This window comes from Rugamonas brunnea, assembly GCF_014042345.1.
Classification (GTDB): domain Bacteria; phylum Pseudomonadota; class Gammaproteobacteria; order Burkholderiales; family Burkholderiaceae_D; genus Rugamonas; species Rugamonas brunnea.
This window is the reverse complement of sequence record NZ_JACEZT010000007.1, coordinates 49,716-68,518: the sequence shown is the minus strand read 5'-3', so window position 1 is coordinate 68,518 and position 18,803 is coordinate 49,716. Positions and strand designations below refer to the sequence as shown.

The window sequence follows — 18,803 nt, the reverse complement described above, 5'->3', positions numbered from 1 at the left end:
CGGTCTGTGGGATGAAAATGCTGCGCCCGCCGATAGTAGCCGCTTCCCGGCGCCAGCGCTACTACAAGTCGGCCAGCGGCGTGGTGGCGCTGGCCTCGTCGGCCGCCAGCGCCGCGATCAGCGTGCCCAGATCCTGCTGCAGGCGGGCCAGCGTGGCGACGTCGATGCCGGCCAGCGCATCGGGCAATACGCCGGAGAACGGCGCGGGTGCGCGGTCCAGCAGGTGCTGTCCGGTCTCGCTCAGGAACAGGCCGACGGCACGCCGGTCCTGCCCATTCTTCTCGGCCCGCGCCAGCCCCCGTTCCAGCAACAGCTTGACCAGGTTGCTGGCCGTGGACTGGTGCACATCCATCGCCCGTCCCAGTTCGCTCACGCCTATCCCCGGCCGCTGCTGGATCAGGCTCAGGGCCCACACTTGGGCGCCGCCGATGCCGGCCGTTTTTTCCACCTGGCGGAAATGGGTCTTGACGGCGTTGAATATGATGCGGAACTGGCGCAGCACGGCGGCAGGCAGTTCGCTGTCCAGCGCCGCGCTGGCCGTGGCGGCCGGCTGGGACGAGGAAGGGGTCGGATCGGACATGGCGCAATCATAGCGGAAATCCGGCGGCAGGGCCGGGACCGGGGCGGCGTGCTGCCGCGCTCAGTGCCCTACCCGCTCGGCCGCTGCGGCCGGCGGCGCGTAGCCAGCCATGCGTTGCAACTGCAATTTGGCCAGCGCCGCGTACAGTGGCGTGGACAGCACCCGCGACACGGTGCTGGCGACGACGGCGCAGGCCATCAGACTCAGCACCATGGCATGGCCGTCCACCATTTCCATGACGATGATGAAGGCCGTCAACGGCGCCTGGGTGGCGGCGGCCAGGAAGCCGACCATGCCCAGCGCGATCAGGGCTGGCAGGTAGGGATAATGCGTCAAGAGGCCCACGTCGTGGCCCAGCGCCGCGCCGATCGCCAGCGACGGCGCGAAGATCCCCGCCGGCACGCCCGACCACACGGTCAGCCAGGTGGCCACATATTTGAACAGCACGAAGGCAGCCGGCACGGCGCCGCCGTCGAGCATGGCGCGCGTGATCTCATTGCCGCTGCCGTAGGTGGCGCCGTGGCTCAGCATGCCCAGGCCCGCCACCAGCAGGCCGCAGCCGGCGGCGAACCCCACCGGATGCCGCGTGCGCCAGCGGCTGGGCGCGTCGGCGGCGTGGCCGCTCAGCGAGGCGAGCAACAAGCGCGCGAACAGGCCGCCGGCTACGCCGCTGGCCAGCGTGGCCAGCAACCCCGGCCACAACAGCGCAAGGCCGATCGGCCCCGGATGGATCACGCCAAAATGGGTCGCATTGCCGTTGATGGACACGGCGATCAGGCCGGCCAGCACGATGCCGGCCACGATCAGGCCGCTGTTACGTTGCTCGGGCTTGCGCGACAATTCCTCGATGGCGAACATGACGCCCGCCAGCGGCGTGTTGAAGGCCGCCGCGATGCCGGCCGCGCCGCCGGCCACCAGCAGCGCATGGGCATTCACGGCGGCACGCCGCGGCAGCAAACGGCGGGCGGCCAGCATGACCCCGGCGGCGATCTGCACCGACGGCCCCTCGCGTCCCAGCGACAGCCCCGCCAGCATGCCCGAAGCGGTCAATGCGATCTTGGCCGCGCTCAGCCGCAACGACACGTACAGCGGCCGCTGCGGTGAGCCGACGGCGGGGTCCAGCGTCGCCATCACCTGCGGGATGCCGGAACCGGCCGCGCCCGGCGCGAAACGCCGCGTCAGCCACACGATGACGGCCGTGGCCAGCGGCATCCACACCAGCGCCGCCCACCACGACCACGCGCCCACGCGCAGAAACAGCCGCAACGCGCTCTCGGCCAGCCAGGTGAAACCCACCACCGTCAGGCCGGCCGCCGCCGCCGCCCCCACCACCACGGCGCGTGTCCACCACAGGTCCAGGCTGACGAATTCGCGTTTGAAAGCGGCGTGGACGTCGTGCAGAGTGGACATGAACAGATGGTGGCAAGCGGAACAGGACCACCATTATAGAGATATATTTGTACAAATGCAGTTCTGTAACAACGCGACCCAGCCCTGCAAGAGGATGTCGGCGCAGGCCGGCAACGCCTTTGGGGGACTTGCCGGCCTGGGCCGACAAATCAGCCGCGCGCCAGTAAATCCAGCGTTGCCTGATCCGGCGCACCGCCGAAGTACTGTTGCAGGCACTGTGTGAAAATGCCCTCCCCGGGCGCCGCTTGCGCGAACAGGGTCAGGCAGGAATGGAGTTTCATGTCGTCCGGCGCGCCGAAGATGGCGTGCGGATCGTGGCCAGGCAAGCCGGCCAGCACGCCGCAGCACGCCCGCAGCCGTTCGCCCAGCACGGGGTCGGCCAGATAGGCGCGCGCCTCGTCCAGGCCGGACAGCGCATAATAGCGGGCCGTTTCGCTGCGTCCCAAGCCGTCCAGTTGCGGAAAAATGAACCACATCCAGTGGCTGCGCTTGCGCCCTTGCGCCAGCTCGCGCAGCACCGTGTCGTACACAGGCGACTGTGCCTTTTTGAACCGTTCCAGATCGTATGAGTGCACCGTCGGCAATTGCGCCATCACTATCTCCCTGCGGACATGGCGGGCTATCAATGCATCAATTTAAGCACCAAGGCCGAATTGAGCGCAAACTGCAGGATAGCCACGCTGACCACCCAACGCACCACATCAGCTTTCGCGTCCGCGACATAGGTCCGGCATTCCGCCGCCAGCGTGTCGATCTTGGCGTTGAGCTCGGCTGCGACCCGATCAATCTTGGCGTTGAGCTCGGCCGCGACCCGATCAATTTTTGCATTGAGCTCATCGATTTTCGCAATATGCTCGATGGCGGCCTGCGGCGTCACGCCTGCATCGACCAGGCGTTGAACATACTGATGACTGTCGAAGATAACAGCGTTCATGACATTCCCCTGTGCGTTTCGATTATCGCATAGTCACACAGGGACAAGCGCCCTCCATTGATGCCGGACAGCCGCCGCTACGCCATCTCCACCGTCAGCCGCCGGTCCTCGCGCAGCATGGCTTCGAACTCCGCCGCCGGCACGGCCTGGCTGAACAGGAAGCCTTGCAGCTGATGGCAGCCCAGCCCGCGCAGGAAGGCCATCTGCTCGGGCGTCTCCACGCCTTCGGCCACGATTTCCTGCCGTAACTGGCGCGCCATGGTGACGATGGCGCGCGCGATGGCGCAATCGTTTTCCTCGTCCGGCAACCCGATCACGAACGAGCGGTCAATCTTGAGTGTGCTGATAGGGAATTTCTTCAGGTAGGCCAGGCTGGAATAGCCGGTGCCGAAATCGTCGAGCGCCAGCGCCATGCCCATCGCCACCAGTTTGTTCATGATGGCGATCACATTCTCGGTGCCGCGCACCAGCAGGCTTTCCGTGATCTCCAGCATCAGTTGTTCGGGTAGCACACCACTGCGCTCCAGCAACTCGGCCAGCCGCTCGGGCAACTGGCTGTCGAACTGGCGCCCCGAAAGGTTGACGGCGATCGTCGGCGCCTGCACCCCGGCCTCGCGCCACGCGGTCAACTGCCGGCACGCCTCCTCCAGCACCCACTTGCCCAGTTCCAGGATCAGCCCGGTCTCCTCGGCCACCGGAATGAACACGCCGGGCGACACCATGCCGCGCGCCGGATGGCGCCAGCGCAGCAACGCTTCCGCGCCCATGATGCGCCCCGTGCGCAGGCTCACCTTGGGCTGGTAGTACAGCTGCAGTTCGCCATTGCCCAGCGCCTGCCGCAACTCGCTCTCCAGCCGCAGGTGCTCCTTGGCGCGCAAATTCATTTCCTCGCTGTAGAACAGGAAGCCCGATTCCACGCTCTGCCCGGCCTTGCTGGTGGCCACATCGGCACAGCGCAACAGGGCCGGCGTCTCCGTGCCATCCTCGGGATAGACGGTGATGCCGACATGCGCCCCCACCTGCAACCGGTGGCCGTCGATGACGATGGGCGCTTCGAGCGAGGCCATCAGCTTCTGCGCCACGATGGCCGCGTGCTCGCGCTTTTCGATGTGCAGCAGCGCCACGGCGAAACGATTGCCGTCGAGCTTGGCCAGCACGTCGGCCTCGCGCAGCGACAGCCGGAACAGCCGCCCTATCTCGCACAACAATTCATTGCCGATCTCGTGGCCCAGCGTGTCGCTGATGGCGCCGATGCGGCTGATCTCGACCACCAGCAGCGCGCCGTGTTCGCGGCTGCGGCGCGCCTCGGTCAAGGCCTGGCCCATCAGCTGGCTCAGCAGGCACAGGTTGGGCAGGCCGGTCAGCGCGTCGTAGTTGGCCATGCGCTGCATGCGCGCCTCGGCATCCTTGTGCACGCTGATGTCGGAGAACAGCGAGAACGTGTGGCTGATCTGGCCGTGCTGGTCGCGCACCACGCTGATGGTGACGGACTGCGGGAACAACTCGCCATTCTTGCGCCGGCCCATGATCTCGCCGCGCCACGGCCCCTGGCCCTGCATGGCGGCCCGCACCTTGACGCGGAACTCGGCGTCGTGGATACCCGAGCGCAGCAGATCCGGCGTCTGGCCGATGGCTTCGGCCGGCGTGTAGCCCGTGATGCGGGTGAAGGCATTGTTGATCGAGACGATGCGCTCGTTGGCGTCCGTGATCAGCACGCCCTGGTCGCTGTCCTCGATGATGCGCGCATGCAGGTGCACCTTGTCCGCCTCGGACAGCGGATCGTCGAGCAGGTTGAACATGACGAGCATGCCGACCACCTCGGCGCGGTCGTTCTGCAATTCCGCGTTGGCCAGCCGCAGCCATGCCACCTCGCCCGACTTCTTGCGGCGCCGCACGTCGGCATAGCCCTTGGCATGGCGGGGGAACAGTTCGGCGACGGTCTGGTCCTCATCGTCGGGCGCGTACAGGAACAGCACGTGCTGGCCCACGGCTTCCTGCGCCGTGTAGCCGAACACGTGGGCCGCGCCGCTGTTCCAGCCTTTCACGTAGCCGGCCAGGTCCAGTTCGAGCACGGCGTCCGGCTGCAGCTCGGCCGCATCCACCCCGTGGGTGGCCAGTTGTTCGAGCGCCGCCTCCAGGTTGGCCAGGGTGTCGGCCAGTGAGCTGGCCATTGCGGTGCCCGGCCCGCCGCCTTGCTGGGCGCGGGCTTGCCGGCTCAGCGCCAGGCAGCGCGCGATGGCCGCATCATGCATGGCCCATGTCCGCCGCGCTGGCCGCCACGCTCTGCATCCACAAGTGGGCATCGGCGACGATCTGGTTGAATTCGGCGCCGGACAGTTGCAGTTGCGCCAGTTGCGCGGCCACGGCCGCGAAGTCGCGCCGCTCGGCCCGTTCCAGCAACAGCAGCAAGTCGCCCATCGCCCCCTCGTGGCGCAGCAGCGCCTGCTGCACGGCGTCGGCGATCGTCAGCGGTTGCAGCACTTCGGCCAGCGGCAGGCCGAACAGCACGCCGAGCAGCGAGAACATGCCGGCCATGAAGGCCTGCTCCTGGCGCGCCTTGTCCATGCCGGTCGCCTGCGCCAGCAATTCCATGGCCCGCGCGCGCACGGCCACGCGGCCCAGCAACATGGGTGAACGCAGATCGCCATCGCGGGTGCAGAACAGCATCAGGTTGAGCCAGCGCCGCAACTGGGCCCGGCCCAGGATCAGGATGGCCTGGGAAAAACTGGTCACGCGCCGGCCCGAACCGACGCCCAGCGAATTGACCAGCCGCAGCAACTGGTAGGACAAGGTGGGATCGCGCCGCAGCACCGATTCGATTTCATGGGTGTCGGCGTCGGCCGACACCAGTTGCACCAGTTGCAGCGCCAGCGCGCGCGACATTGCTTGCTGGCCCACCGGCTGCGGCGGCGGTTCGAGGAACCAGTCGCCCTCCACGCACTGCACGGACGGCGCCAGCGCGAACGGGAACGCGGCGTCGGCCCGCAGCAGTTGCTCGGCCGCCAGCGGCTGCCAGCCCTGGGCTCGCAACGCGTCGGCCAGTTCCGCCGCCAGATCGGCGCGGAAGTAACAGGCACCATGGGCCGCCAGTTCGCCCAGCGCCTCGTGCGGCAGGTCGGACGGCGCCACGGCGGGCGCGGCGTCGAACAGCAAACCGGCCGGACTGCCATTGCGGTCGGCCAGCAATTGCATGAACAAGGGTGGTGCGGCGGACGACACAGTCATAAATTGTTCCAGAGTAATGCCAACATGATCACACCATCATCCCGAAATTATTGGTTCGGGTCAACTCCGGGGCGGGCCGGCCGGCGATTCAGCCGCTTGCTGCGGCCCCATCTGTGGCAAACCTGCCATGGCCGGGCAGATGGCGCACCAGCCGCTCGAACACGCCGGGCTGGGTCATGCGCTCGCGCCACCAGCGCAGGGCGGCGCCCGTCTCGCCCGTGCGCCAGGCCAGGTAGAAGGTTTCGTCCGGCTTGGGCTCCTCGACCTGCTTTTCCACCAGCAGGCCGGCCGCGATGGCGGCGCGCGCGCACGGTTCGGGGAGGAAGCCGAAGCCCAGGCCGGCCAGTTGATAGTCGAGCTTGGCCTGCATGGTGGGCACGGTCAGCGTATCCTGCCCCAGCGCCAGCCCCACCGTGCGCGGCGCCAGCCGGCGCGCGGAATCGGCCACGCTCACGGCGCGGTAGGGCTGCAGCGCGGCCCGGTCCAGCGGCCCGGGCAGCGCGGCCAGCGGATGGCCGGGCGCCACCGCGAACACGAACGACAGCTGGCCCATCGGCTCGGCCACGTAGCCGCCGCCGGACGGCCCCTCGCCCGCCGCCCCCACCAGCACATCCACGCGGCGGTCGAGCAGCGCCTCCCAGGCGCCCGACAGCGCTTCCTGCACCATGCGCAGCCGGGTCTGGCCGGTGACGGCGTAGAACGCGGCCACGTCCGGCAGGAACACGGCCGGCGCGAACATGGCATCGCTGCCCACGACCAGTTCCGTCTCCCAGCCCGAGGCCACGCGACGCACGCGCTGCTCCAGATCGTGCGCCGCGTACAGCAGGTAGCGCCCTTCCTTGAGCAACTCCTGGCCAGCCGCCGTCAACAGCACGCGCGGGCCGTGGCGCACGAAGATCTGCACGCCCAGCTCATCCTCCAGCTTGCCGACCGTGTAGGAAATGGTGGACGGCACCTTGTGCAATTCCTTGCCGGCGGCCGAGAACGAGCCGCGCCGGTCGATGGCATCCACGATTTGCAAGGCTTCCAGGCTGAGTCTGAGCATTCGAAATTTTCGATCATAGGACGGAATTTTTTCCGTTTTTCATTCCCGACGTGCGCAGATATACTGCTTTGCATCGGCAATGAAGACGAAACCATATTCGAAATTATTGCATAACCCAAACAGGAAAAGGAGTCCACCATGCTGGAAGTACGCAAAAGCGCAGAACGCGGCGATGCCCGTCACGGCTGGCTGCAATCGCAACACAGCTTCTCGTTCGCCGAATACTACGATCCGCAGCACATGGGCTTCGGCCCGCTGCGCGTGATCAACGAGGACCGCGTGGCGCCGGGCCAGGGCTTCGGCACCCACGGCCACCGCGACATGGAGATCGTGTCCTATGTGCTGGACGGCGCACTGGAGCACAAGGACAGCATGGGCACCGGCTCCGTGCTGCATTATGGCGACGTGCAACGGATGAGCGCGGGCAGCGGCGTGCGGCACAGCGAGTTCAACCACTCGCCCACGGAAGGCGTGCATTTCCTGCAAATCTGGATCATGCCCAACGTGACCGGCATCGCCCCCAGCTACGAGGAAAAGCACTTCGCGCCCGACAGCAAACAGGGCAAGCTGCGCCTGATCGCCTCCAGCGACGGCCGCGACGGTTCGGTGCTGATCCACCAGGATGCGGCGCTGTACGCCACCATCCTGGGCGCCGGCGACCGGGTCAGCCATACGCTGGCGCCCCAGCGGCTCGGCTATGTGCACGTGATCCGGGGCAAAGTCACCGTCAACGGCGTGGCGCTGGCCGGCGGCGACGCGCTCAAGCTCAGCGATGAGCCGCAGGTGACGCTGGAACAGGCCGACGATGCGGAGATTCTGTTGTTCGATCTGCCATATTGAGCGCGCCGGCACCAAGTCGAGAATGTCCTCAAAATAATTTTTCGCCGAGATTTGGTATGATGTCAGGGCGCGCCGGGTGTGGGTATCAGCCCGGCGCGCCCTTTTTTCTATTTTTGCCATTTTTTGAAGAGCACAGCCATGTCGCAGAGCGCAGAAACACCCGTCAACGTTGAATTGGATTACACCACTTCCTGCGCGCTGCCGACCCCATGGGCCCAATTCACGTTGCATGCCTTCGTCGAGCATGCGACGGGCAAGGAACACCTGGCCATGACGCTGGGCGACATCGGCAACGGCGAACCGGTGCTGGCGCGCGTGCACTCGGAGTGCCTGACGGGCGACGTGCTGTTCTCGCAGCGCTGCGACTGCGGCGCCCAGCTCGAAGGCGCGCTCAAGAAGATCGCCGCCGAAGGCCGGGGCGTGCTGCTCTACCTGCGCCAGGAAGGCCGTGGCATCGGTCTGATCAACAAGATCCGCGCCTACCGCCTGCAGGAAGGCGGCGCCGACACGGTGCAGGCCAACGAGCAGCTCGGCTTCAAGGCCGACGCCCGCAACTACGCGCTGGTCAAACCCATGCTCGACAAGTTCGGCGTCACCAAGCTGCGCCTGATGACCAACAACCCGCGCAAGATCGACGCCCTGGGCAAGCTCGGCATCGAAGTGGTGGAACGGGTGCCGCTGCTGGTCAACCGCAACGCCTTCAACCAGCACTACCTGAACACCAAGGCGGCCAAGCTGGGCCACATGATGACGCCGACCACGCCGCCCGCGGCCGAGGACGGCGAGCTCTGACCCGCCCACGCCCCGCCGCTCCGGCGCCCGCCCCAAGTCATAGGCCCGCATGAAATTTCCCCACATCGCCCTGCTCTCCACCTTGACTTGGGCGAGCGCCGCCGCGCTGGCCGCCTCGGACACCGGCGTCGGCCTGGCCCAGGCGGCCGCCCCGCTCACCGCGCCGGCCGCCACCCGCAACGCCGCCAAGCCCGACGGCGCGGCCCTGCCGCCACCGTCGAGCGCGGCCCAGAAACTGTACGCCTCGGCCAAGAACGACATCCTGCAAGTGCGCTCGCTGCTGCGCAGCGGCCATACCCAATCGTCGGTCGGCTCCGGCTTCCTGATCGGCACCGGCAACCTGGTGGTCACCAACTACCACGTGGTATCGCAATTCGCGCTCGATCCCGCCACCTACGTGGGCGAATGGGTGGACACCAGCGGCCAGCGCGGCAATGTCGAACTGCTGGCCGTGGACGTGCTGCACGACCTGGCCGTACTGCGCGTGAACCGCAACGGCACCGGCTTCTTCAAGCTGCCCGACCATCTGGCCACGCTGAGCCAGGGCCAGTACCTGTACTCGCTGGGCAATCCGCTCGACCTGGGCTTCGCCATTTCCGAAGGCGCCTACAACGGCGTGATCGCGCGCAGCTTCTACGACCAGCTCATGTTCACCGGCCCCATCAACGCCGGCATGAGCGGCGGTCCCAGCGTGACGGGCGACGGCGCCGTGGCTGGCGTCAACGTGTCCAAGCGCCTCGATGGCGAGCTGGTCAGCTTCCTGGTGCCGGCCCGCTACGCGCAGGAACTGCTGCGGCAAGTGGCGCAGCAAAAACAGGCGCCCAAGGATTTCACCGCCATCGTAGCGGCGCAACTGCTGGCCCACCAGCGCGCCATGGTCGACAGCCTGCTGGCCACGCCGCTGGCCTTGAAGAACATGGGCCCCTACCGCGTGCCCGTGCGCGAGTCGGAGCAGATGCGCTGCTGGGGCCGTTCCACCGTCAAGGCCGACAAGCCGTTCACCGTGGACAACGCCAACTGCGCCATGGAATCGGCCATCTTCGTCAGCGGCTCGCTGCAGACGGGCCAGATCAGCATCCGCCACCAATACCTGCGCAGCACCGGCCTGGGCGCGCTGCGCTTCTCGCAACTGGCCAGCGACTCATTCAAGAATGAGCACTTCGGCTCCACGCGCGACAGCCGCCTGAGCGGCCCCAGTTGCACGGAACAATTCGTCAAGAACGGCACGCTGCCCATGCGGGCCGTGCTGTGCGTGCGCTCCTACCGCAAGTTCGACGGGCTGTACGACTTCGCGCTGCTGACCTCCAGCACCGACCAGCCGCTGATGAATCTGCAAAGCCGGCTCGACGCGCGCGGCGTCTCCTACGACAACGGCCTGCGCGTCACGCGCGCCTTCCTCGAAGCACTGGGCAACGGAGGTCGGCCATGAAGGCGCCCTACTACATCGAACTGCTCGGCCGTGGCGGCGACGTGCTGCAACGCCAGCGCTTCGACACCCTGCCGATCCGCCTGGGCCGCGCCTACGACAACGACCTGATCCTCGACGACGCCCACACGGGCGCCCACCACGCCGTGATCGAAGCGGACGAGCATGGCGCGCCCGTGCTGCGCGACCTGGGCAGCCGCAACGGCAGCATCCGCGATGGCAAGCGCGTGGCCAGCGTCGCCCTCGACGGCAACGCCGTGGTGCGGCTGGGCCACACGCGCGTGCGCCTGCGCGGGGCCGACTTCGCCGTCGCGCCCGAACTGGCCGATACGACCATGCACGGCTGGGAAGGCGCGGCGCCCGCGCTGGTGGGCTTGCTGCTGATCGGCCTGTTCGCGGGCCTGGAAAACTGGCTGGCCGATATCGACGCGCTGCAACCGATCCGTTACCTGCTGGTGGTGGTGTCCGGCCTGGGCGTGGGACTGGCGTGGAGCGGCGGCTGGGCGCTGGCCAACCGCCTGTTCGGCACCCACGCGCGGCTGGGCCGCCACCTGTTCATCCTGGGCGCCGGCCTGTTCGCCGTGGGCGCCTGGCGGGTGCTGAGCGACGTGCTGGCGTTCGCCTTCTCGGCCGAATGGCTGACGCGCTACGGCAACGTGGCCACCATCGCGCTGGTGTGCGGCATGCTGTTCTTCCACCTGTGGACCATCAAGCCGCACTACCCGCGCCGCTTCGCCGTCAGCTGCGCCATCCTGTTGCTGGCCGGCGCCGGCCTGAACCTGATGACCAACGTGCAAAGCACGGGCCGCGCGGCTGATGAACTCTATATGTCGGTGCTGCTGCCGCCCGCGCTGCGCCAGAGCCCCGACCACAGCGTGGCCGACTTCATGGCCGGCGCCACCAGACTCAAAGCCGAGGCCGACGCCGCCCGCACCCGCGCCAGCAAGGACAACGACGAAGGCGACGACGAGGACGAGGAAGGCGACGCCGGCGGCGAATAAACCCGCCGTCGCGCATCCGTGGCCTGGCTCACGACCAGGCCGGGCCTTTCAGCTCGATGGTATTGCCTTCCGGGTCGTTCAGGTAGATGGACGGCCCCTCGCCCTCGGCGCCATAACGCGATTCGACCGGGCCAGCTTCCACGCCTGCCGCCGCCAGCACGCCACGGATCGCCGCCTCGTCGAACGGCTCCACGCGGAAACAGATGTGATCGACATTGCGCCCTTCCGCGCCGGGCGCGGCGCCGCCCATGCGACCGAGCTTGCCGTCCACCGGCACCAGGTCGAGCAGGCAGCGGCCAGCGCGCAACTGGATCAGGCCGATCTCTTCCTGCCGGCGCTCGACCTTGCAGCGCAGGACGTTGCAGTAGAACTGCTCCATCACGGCCGCATCCACGACGCGCAACACGATGTGATCGATTTCACGTATGTGTATCATTTGCCCTCCCAGGGTTTGATCACGCTTGCAAGAAGGGAATGATAGTACAAGTCATAAATGCCAGTAGCCTCGGCCCGGTGTTCGGCATCGACGTGGCCGAGCTCAACGCTGTGGCGAACAATCACCGCTTCCCGCCGCCTTCATGTTCTGCGCGCTAAACGCGAAAAGCGGTAGGTGGTCGCAAATTGCGACCACCTCGCCAAGCTAAAGTTCCCCCCGTCAAGGTTAGCATCTAGATCCGGCCACGCTTGAATTCAGCCAGGAAGCGCTTGGCCTCGGCGGCCGACAGCACCTGCTCCGCGTCGCCATGCCATGCGTACAGGTAAGGCGTGCCGCCCAGCCGGTCGGTCAGCTTGGCCGACAGCAGGAAGCGGGTGCCGAGTGGATGGATGCTGGTGTCGCACAGGCGCCGCGAGCATTGCACCAGCAGCTCCGGCGAGAAGGCCTGCCCCGGCACCGGGCGGATCTGCACCCGCCCGTCGCGCAGCACGGATTCGACGGCCACCGGCCGGTATGCATAAATATCGCGTGCCATGGCGGCCCCTCCTGGTTACGTTCAGGGCGCCATGGTAGCAGAACGGACGCGACCGGCAAGGGGCCGGCCGCGCAGCGGGAAACGACCGCTTACTTGCTGTAGTAGCCGACGCCCAGCAACACGTTGTCCACGCGCTGGATCAGCGAGTGCTTCTGCTCCACCGCGTTGGTGGCCGGATTGCGCCACACGAAGTCCACCGTGCCCGAACCCTTGCTCTTGGCCAGCTTGATCATCTCTTCGACCATGGGCTTGCCAGCCGCATCGCGCAGGCCGCGCACGTCCATGCCCGACAGTTGCGGCGAGTCGCCCGAGGCGCGGTAGCGGCCATCGTCGATGCCGATTGCGAACACGTACAGGTCGTTATGCAGGAAGCCGCCCTGCTGGCTGTTGAAGGCCGTGAAGGCTGCCTTGTCGCCGGATTTCTTCAGGTAGGCGACGGCCTTGTCGAGCAATTCCTGCGCTTCCTCCACCGAGCCGCGCGGCGTGTAATAGCCCACGCACAGGATGTACTTGTCCACCTTGCGGTATTGGCTGACCTTGTTTTCGATGTGGTTGCTGACCCGGTTCAGCCAGCGGTATTCGATGGAACCCGTATCGTTGACGCGGGCTTGTTCCAGCAGGTCGCGGATCAGGGGCTTGCCGGCCGCATCGCGCAGGTCGATCTCGTTCTTGCCCACCAGGCCCACTTGCGAGCCGCCATTGGCCACCATGAAGCCGTCCATGTCGACGGCATACACGTAGTACGGCCCGTGCACGAACGGGCCGGCCGGTTCATTGAATTTCGCGAAGGCCTTTTCCGGGCCGTTCTTTTGCAGATACTCGACCGCGCTGTCGAGCAGTTCCGTGGCACGCTTGGCTTGCGCGCGCTCGATACTGCCGTAGTGACTGGTCGCCGGAGCATCGCCCGCGTGCGCGGCAGGCATGGCAAGCAATGCCGACGCGGCGGCGAGAGTTAATGCGCTGATGTAATGTCGTTTCATAGTGCGTTCCAGTTCAGATAGTGACAGCCAACATGCCCATGACGCGCAGCGTGTGGCACCAGCATGAACAACGACAACGTTTGCCGCAACGACGACCGGCGGCGCGTGCCGAAGACCATACAGTCATCAGGGGAAGCAAGTAGCAGGCCATTTACGCTGCCTGAGTGACGTAAAATTGACGGGACAGGGGTTGGGCGCAGGCGGCGCTGGCACGCACGCGGCATTGCGGCTGGATTGCGGATGGATAGCGGCTGAATCGTGGCGGATGTGGCGCCATGCGGACGCCAGTAAAGCGTGTCGTGCCTGACAGAACGCAGGCACGACCGTACCATTCTGCAACAACGGTGTGGTGGATTGGAGCAGCGGAAAGCGCCCCTCGCCCCCTCCCTGGCTCGCTAAAAGTCCGGCCAGACGCTCAGTGTTTGCGGCGTTTGACCATACCGATCACGGCAACGCCAGCCAGCAGCATGCCCCAGGTCTCAGGTTCGGGCACCGGCGCCAACGCCGTGTAAATCGTCAGTGACGGCGCGCTGACATCCATCTTGGCGTACGAGCTTAGCTTGTTGGTGCCGAACATGTCGTCCCAGCTCGCGTAAGCCGCAGACGCGTTGGCGAAAGTGCCGAATTGGAGGTGGGTAGCGTGGCTGATCGACAGGCCGTGCACGCCATATTCAAACGGCGTGGCGGTAGTGACATTGTTCATTCTCCCGGAGGTGAGACCACCCTGCGCATCCGGCAGGTAGATGACGGCCTCGTTGCTCGCCTGGCCCGGCACCCAGGTACCATTGGCCTCAGGGGGTTTTTCCGGGGTCTTCAAGACGCCCGACACCGATGCCGAGATCGAATACCCCGTGATGACATAACCGGTGGCAGGTGTCAGCGTCATGGAGAGCATGTATTCGCTCACGGTAGGCAAGCTGCCACCGGCGACCAGATCATGGTGGATGGTTTGCCAGGGGGCCGTGGTGACGGTGACGACGCCGTTTCCGACGCCCAGCACATCCAACATCTGTGAGTCCGCATTATCGACGATGGAACTCAGGTCGAGCGTCCGGGTGTGCACATCAGGGATCGCGGCCTGGGCGAACAGCGGAGTCGCTAGGGCAAGCGCGGCAAGAATGGTTCGCATACTGATTTCTCCAGAGATAGGACGGATAGTCCTGGTTGTAATTCCGAGAAATGTTAGTATATAGACATTCTTTCAAATTGCACAAGACGATTCTTGTGCGCAGACGGCGTTACGCGCGGATCAGCAAGGCCACCGCTTCCGCCGCGATGCCTTCCTCGCGCCCCAGGTAGCCGAGTTTCTCGTTGGTCTTGGCCTTGATGTTGACCTGGCCCACGGCCACGCCCAGATCCTCGGCCACGTGGGCGCACATGGCGGCGATGTGGGGCGCCATCTTCGGTTGCTGGGCGATGATGGTGGCGTCGATGTTGCCGATCACGTAGCCGGTGGCCACCACGCGCTTGCACGCTTCGCGCAGCAGCGTGCGCGAGTCGGCGCCCTTGAATTGCGGATCGGTATCCGGGAAATGCTTGCCGATATCGCCCAGCGCGGCGGCGCCCAGGATGGCGTCCGTGATCGCGTGCAACAGCACATCGGCATCGGAATGGCCGAGCAGGCCCACGTGGTGCGGAATCGTGACACCGCCGATGATGAGCTTGCGGCCTTCCACCAGCTTGTGGCAGTCATAGCCCTGGCCGATGCGGAACGGGAGTGCGGGAGTGGGATTCATGGCGGTGCTCAATTCGAAGTGGGTTGGGCCAAATACATTTCAGCGATGCGGACGTCGGCCGGCAGCGTGACTTTCAGGTTGCGCGGATCGCCGGGCACCAGCCGGGGCGACAGACCCAGCGCCTCCACGGCGCTGGCGTCGTCCGTGATGGCGCTGGCGTCGGTGGCCGCGTCCAGCGCGCGGCGCAGCAGCGCGTAGGGGAACATCTGCGGCGTTTGCGCCAGCCACAGGCCGTCGCGCGGGACAGTGGCGACCTGACCGCCGGCCGCGCGCTTGACCGTGTCGACCACGGGCAGCGCCAGCAGGCCGCCGGCCGGGTCGCCGGCCACGCCATCGATCAGGCGGGCGATCAGTGCCGGCGTCAGCCCCGGACGGGCGGCGTCATGCACGAGGATGCTGTCGCCATCGCGCACCTGCGCGCGCAGCGCGTGCAAGGCGTTCTGCACGGTTTCCATGCGGGTGGCGCCGCCGCAGCGCAGCACCGTCACGCCATCCAGGCCGGGCGGCACCACGGCATCGATCTGGCCGTCGGCCGGGCTGACCACGATGTAGGTGTGGGCAATGCGGTCGCTGGCCAGGAAGGCTTCCAGCGCATGGCGCAGCATGGGCTTGCCGCCCACGGTCAGGTATTGCTTGGGGCCGTCGGCCGCCATGCGGGCGCCCACGCCCGCCGCAGGAATCAGGGCGTAGTGGCGCGGCGCGCCAGCGGTGTTGTCAGTCATCAGTGCTTGCTATGGTTCAGAAGGAGTGGCCGCCACTGAGCACGTTGCGGATCTCGCCGCCGCAGGCCTGGCTCAGGCGCGCATATTCTTCGGGCGCGTCGATGCGGGCCTGTTCGGCGTCCACCTTGTGCATTTCTTCCTTGATGTAGACCATCCAGCCGTTATCGACCTCATGCGACAAAGCCGACATGGCCGTGCCCGACGGCGCGTACAGCGGCTTGTCCTGGAAGCGCTTGGCCAGCGCCGCGCGCACCGTCTTTTCCACCTTGGGCAAATGCTGCATGTAGGCGTTCATGTGGCGCAGCTCGTGGTTGAGGATTTCCTTGTAGGCGCAGGAGCCGACCGGGAATTCACGGGCCACGTAGATCACCACGGGCACATAGTACAGCTTGACCTCGATCTTCGGCGCGATGCACTCGTAGCCGCTGTCCGGGTCCTGCAGCAGCGTGCCCGTGTAACCCATCTTGACGCGCGAATCGGTCTGGGTCAGCCCGGCCACCTTGACGGCGCCGGCCGCCAGCCCGTGCATGGTAGTAAGGGCGTTGTAGGACAGGTGGGTGTCCACGGTGTAGCCGCTTTGCTGGGCCGTGAGCACGGTGACAGTTTTGCTGAGCGAATCTTCACAACGGATCTGGAACGGCGTGCGTTCCGCGTGCGCGGCCGTCGCGGCCAGCAGGCAGGCCAGCGCGAGCAGCGAACGGCATAGAAACCGGAATGGCCGCAGCGACAGCATGGCTCAGTCCAGCTTCCAGGCGCCGGCGCGCAGTTTGTCGAGCCAGAACACGCCGATGACGGTCTTGACGTCGGTGATCTTGCCGCTGCGGACCCAGTCCAGCAGCTCGTCGATGGTGGCGGTGAAGGTTTCCAGGAATTCGCCGTCGTCCAGCTTGGCCGTGCCCGCTTTCAGGCCGCGCGCCAGGTAGAGGTCGAGGTGCTCGTCCGAGTAGGCGATGGCGTTGTGGATCACGCTGACAAATTGCCAATCCGTGGCCGTGTAGCCGGTTTCCTCCTCCAGCTCGCGCTTGGCGCAAGCGAGCGGGTCCTCGTCCGGGTCGATCTTACCAGCGGGAAATTCGATGAAAACTTGATTGAGCGGATAACGGAATTGCCGTTCCATCAACACGGTGCCATCGTCGAGCAACGGCAGGATGACGACCGCGCCCGGATGACGGATGTACTCGCGCGACGTGTGCTGGCCGTCCGGCAGTGCCACCTTGTCCTTCTGGACCTTGAGGAACTTGCCTTCGTAAGCCATTTCACCGTCGACGCGGACTTCTTTCAGATGCTTATCCATGCGCACTCCATGTTGCCCTAGGGCTAGTATATCAGGTGTGGTGTTTGCGCAGGTAGCGTACTACAAATCCAGGAAAGGCGAGCACGATAAAGAGACAGGCCGTGATCGCGTAGAACTCCCACGTCTGGGGGAAAGGGGTGCCGATGCGGGCTTCCAGGGCAAAACCGGCCGCCCCCACGGCGAAATACAGCACCACCATCTCCACCAGCCGCAGCCAGAACGGCTTGCGCCGCACTGTCCGCGGGTCGCCCGGATGCCGCTTGAGCGGCACCACGGCGAACACCTTGTCATTGAAGAAAGGCAGGTTGGCGGCCAGGATAGTCAGGGCTATCACCAGCCAGCTGGCGGAAGACACTTCCATCAGGTGTTGAGCGTCTTGGTCATGGCGCTCAGGCACGAGGCCAGCAGCGGGCCGGGCAGCATGCCCACCACCACCAGCGCCAGGCCGTTCAGGCTCAGCACCAGGTTCATGTCGCCGGGGATGGACAGCGGGGTGCTGTCGGTCGGCTCATCGAACCACATCATCTTCACGACGCGCAGGTAGTAGAACGCGCCGATCAGCGAGAACATGACGGCCAGCACGGTCAGCCAGATCTGGCCGGTACCGAGCACGGCGGCCAGCACCGAGAACTTGGCGGCGAAGCCCAGCATCGGCGGCACACCGGCCAGCGAGAACATCATGATCGACATCAGCACGGCATACCAGCCGTTGCGCTTGCTCAGACCCTTGAAGTCGGCCAGTTCGTCCGCTTCGAAGCCGGCGCGGGCCAGCACCATGATCATGCCGAAGCTGCCGGCCGTGGTCATCACGTAGGTGATGGCGTAGAACATGGCGGCGCTGTAGGCGGCCGGGGCGCCGGTGCGGTTGGTGCCGACCACGCCAGCCAGCAGGCCCAGCAGCACGAAGCCCATCTGGGCGATGGTCGAGTACGCCAGCATGCGCTTGATGTTGCTCTGGGCGATAGCGGTCAGGTTACCGATGGCCAGCGACAGCACGGCCAGCACCAGCAGCATCTGCTGCCAGTCCACGGCCATCGGCAGCAGGCCTTCCACCAGCAGGCGGATGCAGACGGCGAAGGTGGCCAGCTTGGGCGCGCCGCCCAGCAGCAGGGTCACGGCGGTCGGCGAACCTTGATAAACGTCCGGCACCCACATGTGGAATGGCACGGCGCCCAGCTTGAAGGCCAGACCGGCCACCAGGAACACCAGGCCGAACACCAGGATGGTGGGCTTGATGGTGCCCGAGGCGGCGGCCAGCGCCACCTTGGACAGGTCCAGCGTGCCGGTGGCGCCGTAGATCATCGACATGCCGTACAGCAGGAAGCCCGAGGCCATGGCGCCCAGGATGAAGTACTTCATGGCCGCTTCGGTGGCCTGGGCGTTGTCGCGGCGCAGGGCCACCAGCGCGTACAGGGCCAGCGACATCAGTTCGATGCCGAGGTAGATGGACAGCAGGCTGTTACCGGAGATCATGACCATCTGGCCCAGCAGCGAGAACAGGGCCAGCACATAGAACTCGCCGCCCAGGTTGCCGCTCAGCATGCCACGGTCGGTGGCGTACTGGCGCGCATAGATCAGCGTCATGCCGACCGAGACGTAGGTGAACAGCTTGAGCAGGTTGGACATCGGGTCGGACACGAACATATTGTTGAACGTGTAGACCGTGGTGCCAGCCGCGTAGTCGACATAGCTGAAGTAGCCGCAAACGAGCAGCGTCAGCAGCGACAGTACGTACGTGATCGAACGCTTGCCCTCGGACAGGAACATATCGATCAGCAGGATCGCCGACGCGGCGACCAGCAGAAAGACTTCTGCGTAGAGCGGGATCATGTTGGTGGTATTCATGT

Annotated in this window: 21 protein-coding genes; 4 read left to right on the top strand and 17 right to left on the bottom strand. The window is 66.0% G+C overall.

Annotation, left to right across the window (positions count from 1 at the left end; translation table 11 throughout):
* Positions 1–61: 61 nt before the first annotated feature.
* From H3H37_RS12205 to H3H37_RS12175, 7 genes are all read right to left on the bottom strand, one after another.
* Positions 62–580, bottom strand: coding sequence for a MarR family winged helix-turn-helix transcriptional regulator (locus H3H37_RS12205; RefSeq protein WP_182162779.1), 519 nt, complete (start codon positions 578–580; stop codon positions 62–64).
* 60 nt (positions 581–640) lie between these two features.
* Entirely contained in the window at positions 641–1,990 is a 1,350-nt protein-coding gene (locus tag H3H37_RS12200; protein ID WP_182162777.1) for a chloride channel protein, read from the bottom strand.
* Between the two features lie 149 nt (positions 1,991–2,139).
* A complete protein-coding gene (locus H3H37_RS12195) occupies positions 2,140–2,583 on the bottom strand; it encodes a DUF1810 domain-containing protein (RefSeq protein ID WP_182162775.1) in 444 nt (147 codons plus the stop codon).
* 29 nt (positions 2,584–2,612) lie between these two features.
* Positions 2,613–2,924: a hypothetical protein gene (locus H3H37_RS12190; protein ID WP_182162773.1), complete on the bottom strand. Its 312-nt coding sequence runs from the start codon at positions 2,922–2,924 to the stop codon at positions 2,613–2,615.
* A gap of 77 nt (positions 2,925–3,001) precedes the next feature.
* The gene (locus tag H3H37_RS12185; RefSeq protein WP_182162771.1) at positions 3,002–5,176 is read right to left on the bottom strand and encodes a putative bifunctional diguanylate cyclase/phosphodiesterase; all 2,175 of its coding nucleotides are present in this window, start codon (positions 5,174–5,176) and stop codon (positions 3,002–3,004) included.
* Entirely contained in the window at positions 5,169–6,149 is a 981-nt protein-coding gene (locus tag H3H37_RS12180; RefSeq protein ID WP_182162769.1) for an EAL and HDOD domain-containing protein, read from the bottom strand. The genes H3H37_RS12185 and H3H37_RS12180 overlap by 8 nt, the downstream gene beginning before the upstream one ends.
* An 88-nt stretch (positions 6,150–6,237) precedes the next feature.
* Positions 6,238–7,194 carry a LysR substrate-binding domain-containing protein gene (locus tag H3H37_RS12175; RefSeq protein ID WP_182162767.1) on the bottom strand — a complete coding sequence of 319 codons (957 nt, stop codon included), beginning with the start codon at positions 7,192–7,194 and terminating at the stop codon, positions 6,238–6,240.
* A 138-nt stretch (positions 7,195–7,332) separates the two neighbouring features.
* Here H3H37_RS12175 and H3H37_RS12170 point away from each other — a divergent pair, with 138 nt between their 5' ends.
* From H3H37_RS12170 to H3H37_RS12155, 4 genes are all read left to right on the top strand, one after another.
* Positions 7,333–8,034: a pirin family protein gene (locus tag H3H37_RS12170; protein WP_182162765.1), complete on the top strand. Its 702-nt coding sequence runs from the start codon at positions 7,333–7,335 to the stop codon at positions 8,032–8,034.
* Between the two features lie 138 nt (positions 8,035–8,172).
* Positions 8,173–8,826 (top strand): GTP cyclohydrolase II, encoded by a 654-nt coding sequence (gene ribA, locus H3H37_RS12165; protein ID WP_182162763.1) that lies wholly within the window; start codon positions 8,173–8,175, stop codon positions 8,824–8,826.
* 49 nt (positions 8,827–8,875) lie between these two features.
* A complete protein-coding gene (locus H3H37_RS12160; protein WP_182162761.1) occupies positions 8,876–10,255 on the top strand; it encodes a S1 family peptidase in 1,380 nt (459 codons plus the stop codon).
* Positions 10,252–11,253, top strand: a complete 1,002-nt coding sequence (locus tag H3H37_RS12155) for an FHA domain-containing protein (RefSeq protein WP_182162759.1) — start codon at positions 10,252–10,254, stop codon at positions 11,251–11,253. The genes H3H37_RS12160 and H3H37_RS12155 overlap by 4 nt, the downstream gene beginning before the upstream one ends.
* Before the next feature lie 28 nt (positions 11,254–11,281).
* On the opposite strand, the gene H3H37_RS12150 is transcribed toward H3H37_RS12155, so the two are convergent.
* The 10 genes from H3H37_RS12150 to nuoN all read right to left on the bottom strand — a co-directional run bounded on the left by H3H37_RS12150 (position 11,282) and on the right by nuoN (position 18,801).
* A complete protein-coding gene (locus tag H3H37_RS12150; protein ID WP_182162757.1) occupies positions 11,282–11,689 on the bottom strand; it encodes a VOC family protein in 408 nt (135 codons plus the stop codon).
* A 232-nt stretch (positions 11,690–11,921) separates the two neighbouring features.
* Positions 11,922–12,224: a hypothetical protein gene (locus H3H37_RS12145; RefSeq protein WP_182162755.1), complete on the bottom strand. Its 303-nt coding sequence runs from the start codon at positions 12,222–12,224 to the stop codon at positions 11,922–11,924.
* 89 nt (positions 12,225–12,313) lie between these two features.
* Complete coding sequence (locus H3H37_RS12140) at positions 12,314–13,204, bottom strand: cache domain-containing protein (protein WP_182162753.1); 891 nt, start codon at positions 13,202–13,204, stop codon at positions 12,314–12,316.
* A 415-nt stretch (positions 13,205–13,619) separates the two neighbouring features.
* Positions 13,620–14,333: a PEP-CTERM sorting domain-containing protein gene (locus tag H3H37_RS12135; protein ID WP_229218795.1), complete on the bottom strand. Its 714-nt coding sequence runs from the start codon at positions 14,331–14,333 to the stop codon at positions 13,620–13,622.
* Between the two features lie 109 nt (positions 14,334–14,442).
* Positions 14,443–14,940, bottom strand: a complete 498-nt coding sequence (ispF, locus tag H3H37_RS12130; protein WP_182162751.1) for a 2-C-methyl-D-erythritol 2,4-cyclodiphosphate synthase — start codon at positions 14,938–14,940, stop codon at positions 14,443–14,445.
* An 8-nt stretch (positions 14,941–14,948) separates the two neighbouring features.
* Positions 14,949–15,662 (bottom strand): 2-C-methyl-D-erythritol 4-phosphate cytidylyltransferase, encoded by a 714-nt coding sequence (ispD, locus tag H3H37_RS12125; RefSeq protein WP_182162749.1) that lies wholly within the window; start codon positions 15,660–15,662, stop codon positions 14,949–14,951.
* A gap of 16 nt (positions 15,663–15,678) precedes the next feature.
* Positions 15,679–16,395 carry a hypothetical protein gene (locus H3H37_RS12120; protein WP_182162747.1) on the bottom strand — a complete coding sequence of 239 codons (717 nt, stop codon included), beginning with the start codon at positions 16,393–16,395 and terminating at the stop codon, positions 15,679–15,681.
* Positions 16,396–16,398: 3 nt separating this feature from the next.
* On the bottom strand, positions 16,399–16,956 hold the full coding sequence (locus H3H37_RS12115) for an NUDIX domain-containing protein (protein WP_182162745.1): 558 nt from the start codon (positions 16,954–16,956) through the stop codon (positions 16,399–16,401).
* Between the two features lie 31 nt (positions 16,957–16,987).
* On the bottom strand, positions 16,988–17,317 hold the full coding sequence (locus H3H37_RS12110; RefSeq protein WP_182162743.1) for a DUF2818 family protein: 330 nt from the start codon (positions 17,315–17,317) through the stop codon (positions 16,988–16,990).
* On the bottom strand, positions 17,317–18,801 hold the full coding sequence (nuoN, locus tag H3H37_RS12105; protein ID WP_182162741.1) for an NADH-quinone oxidoreductase subunit NuoN: 1,485 nt from the start codon (positions 18,799–18,801) through the stop codon (positions 17,317–17,319). The genes H3H37_RS12110 and nuoN overlap by 1 nt, the downstream gene beginning before the upstream one ends.
* Positions 18,802–18,803 lie beyond the last annotated feature (2 nt).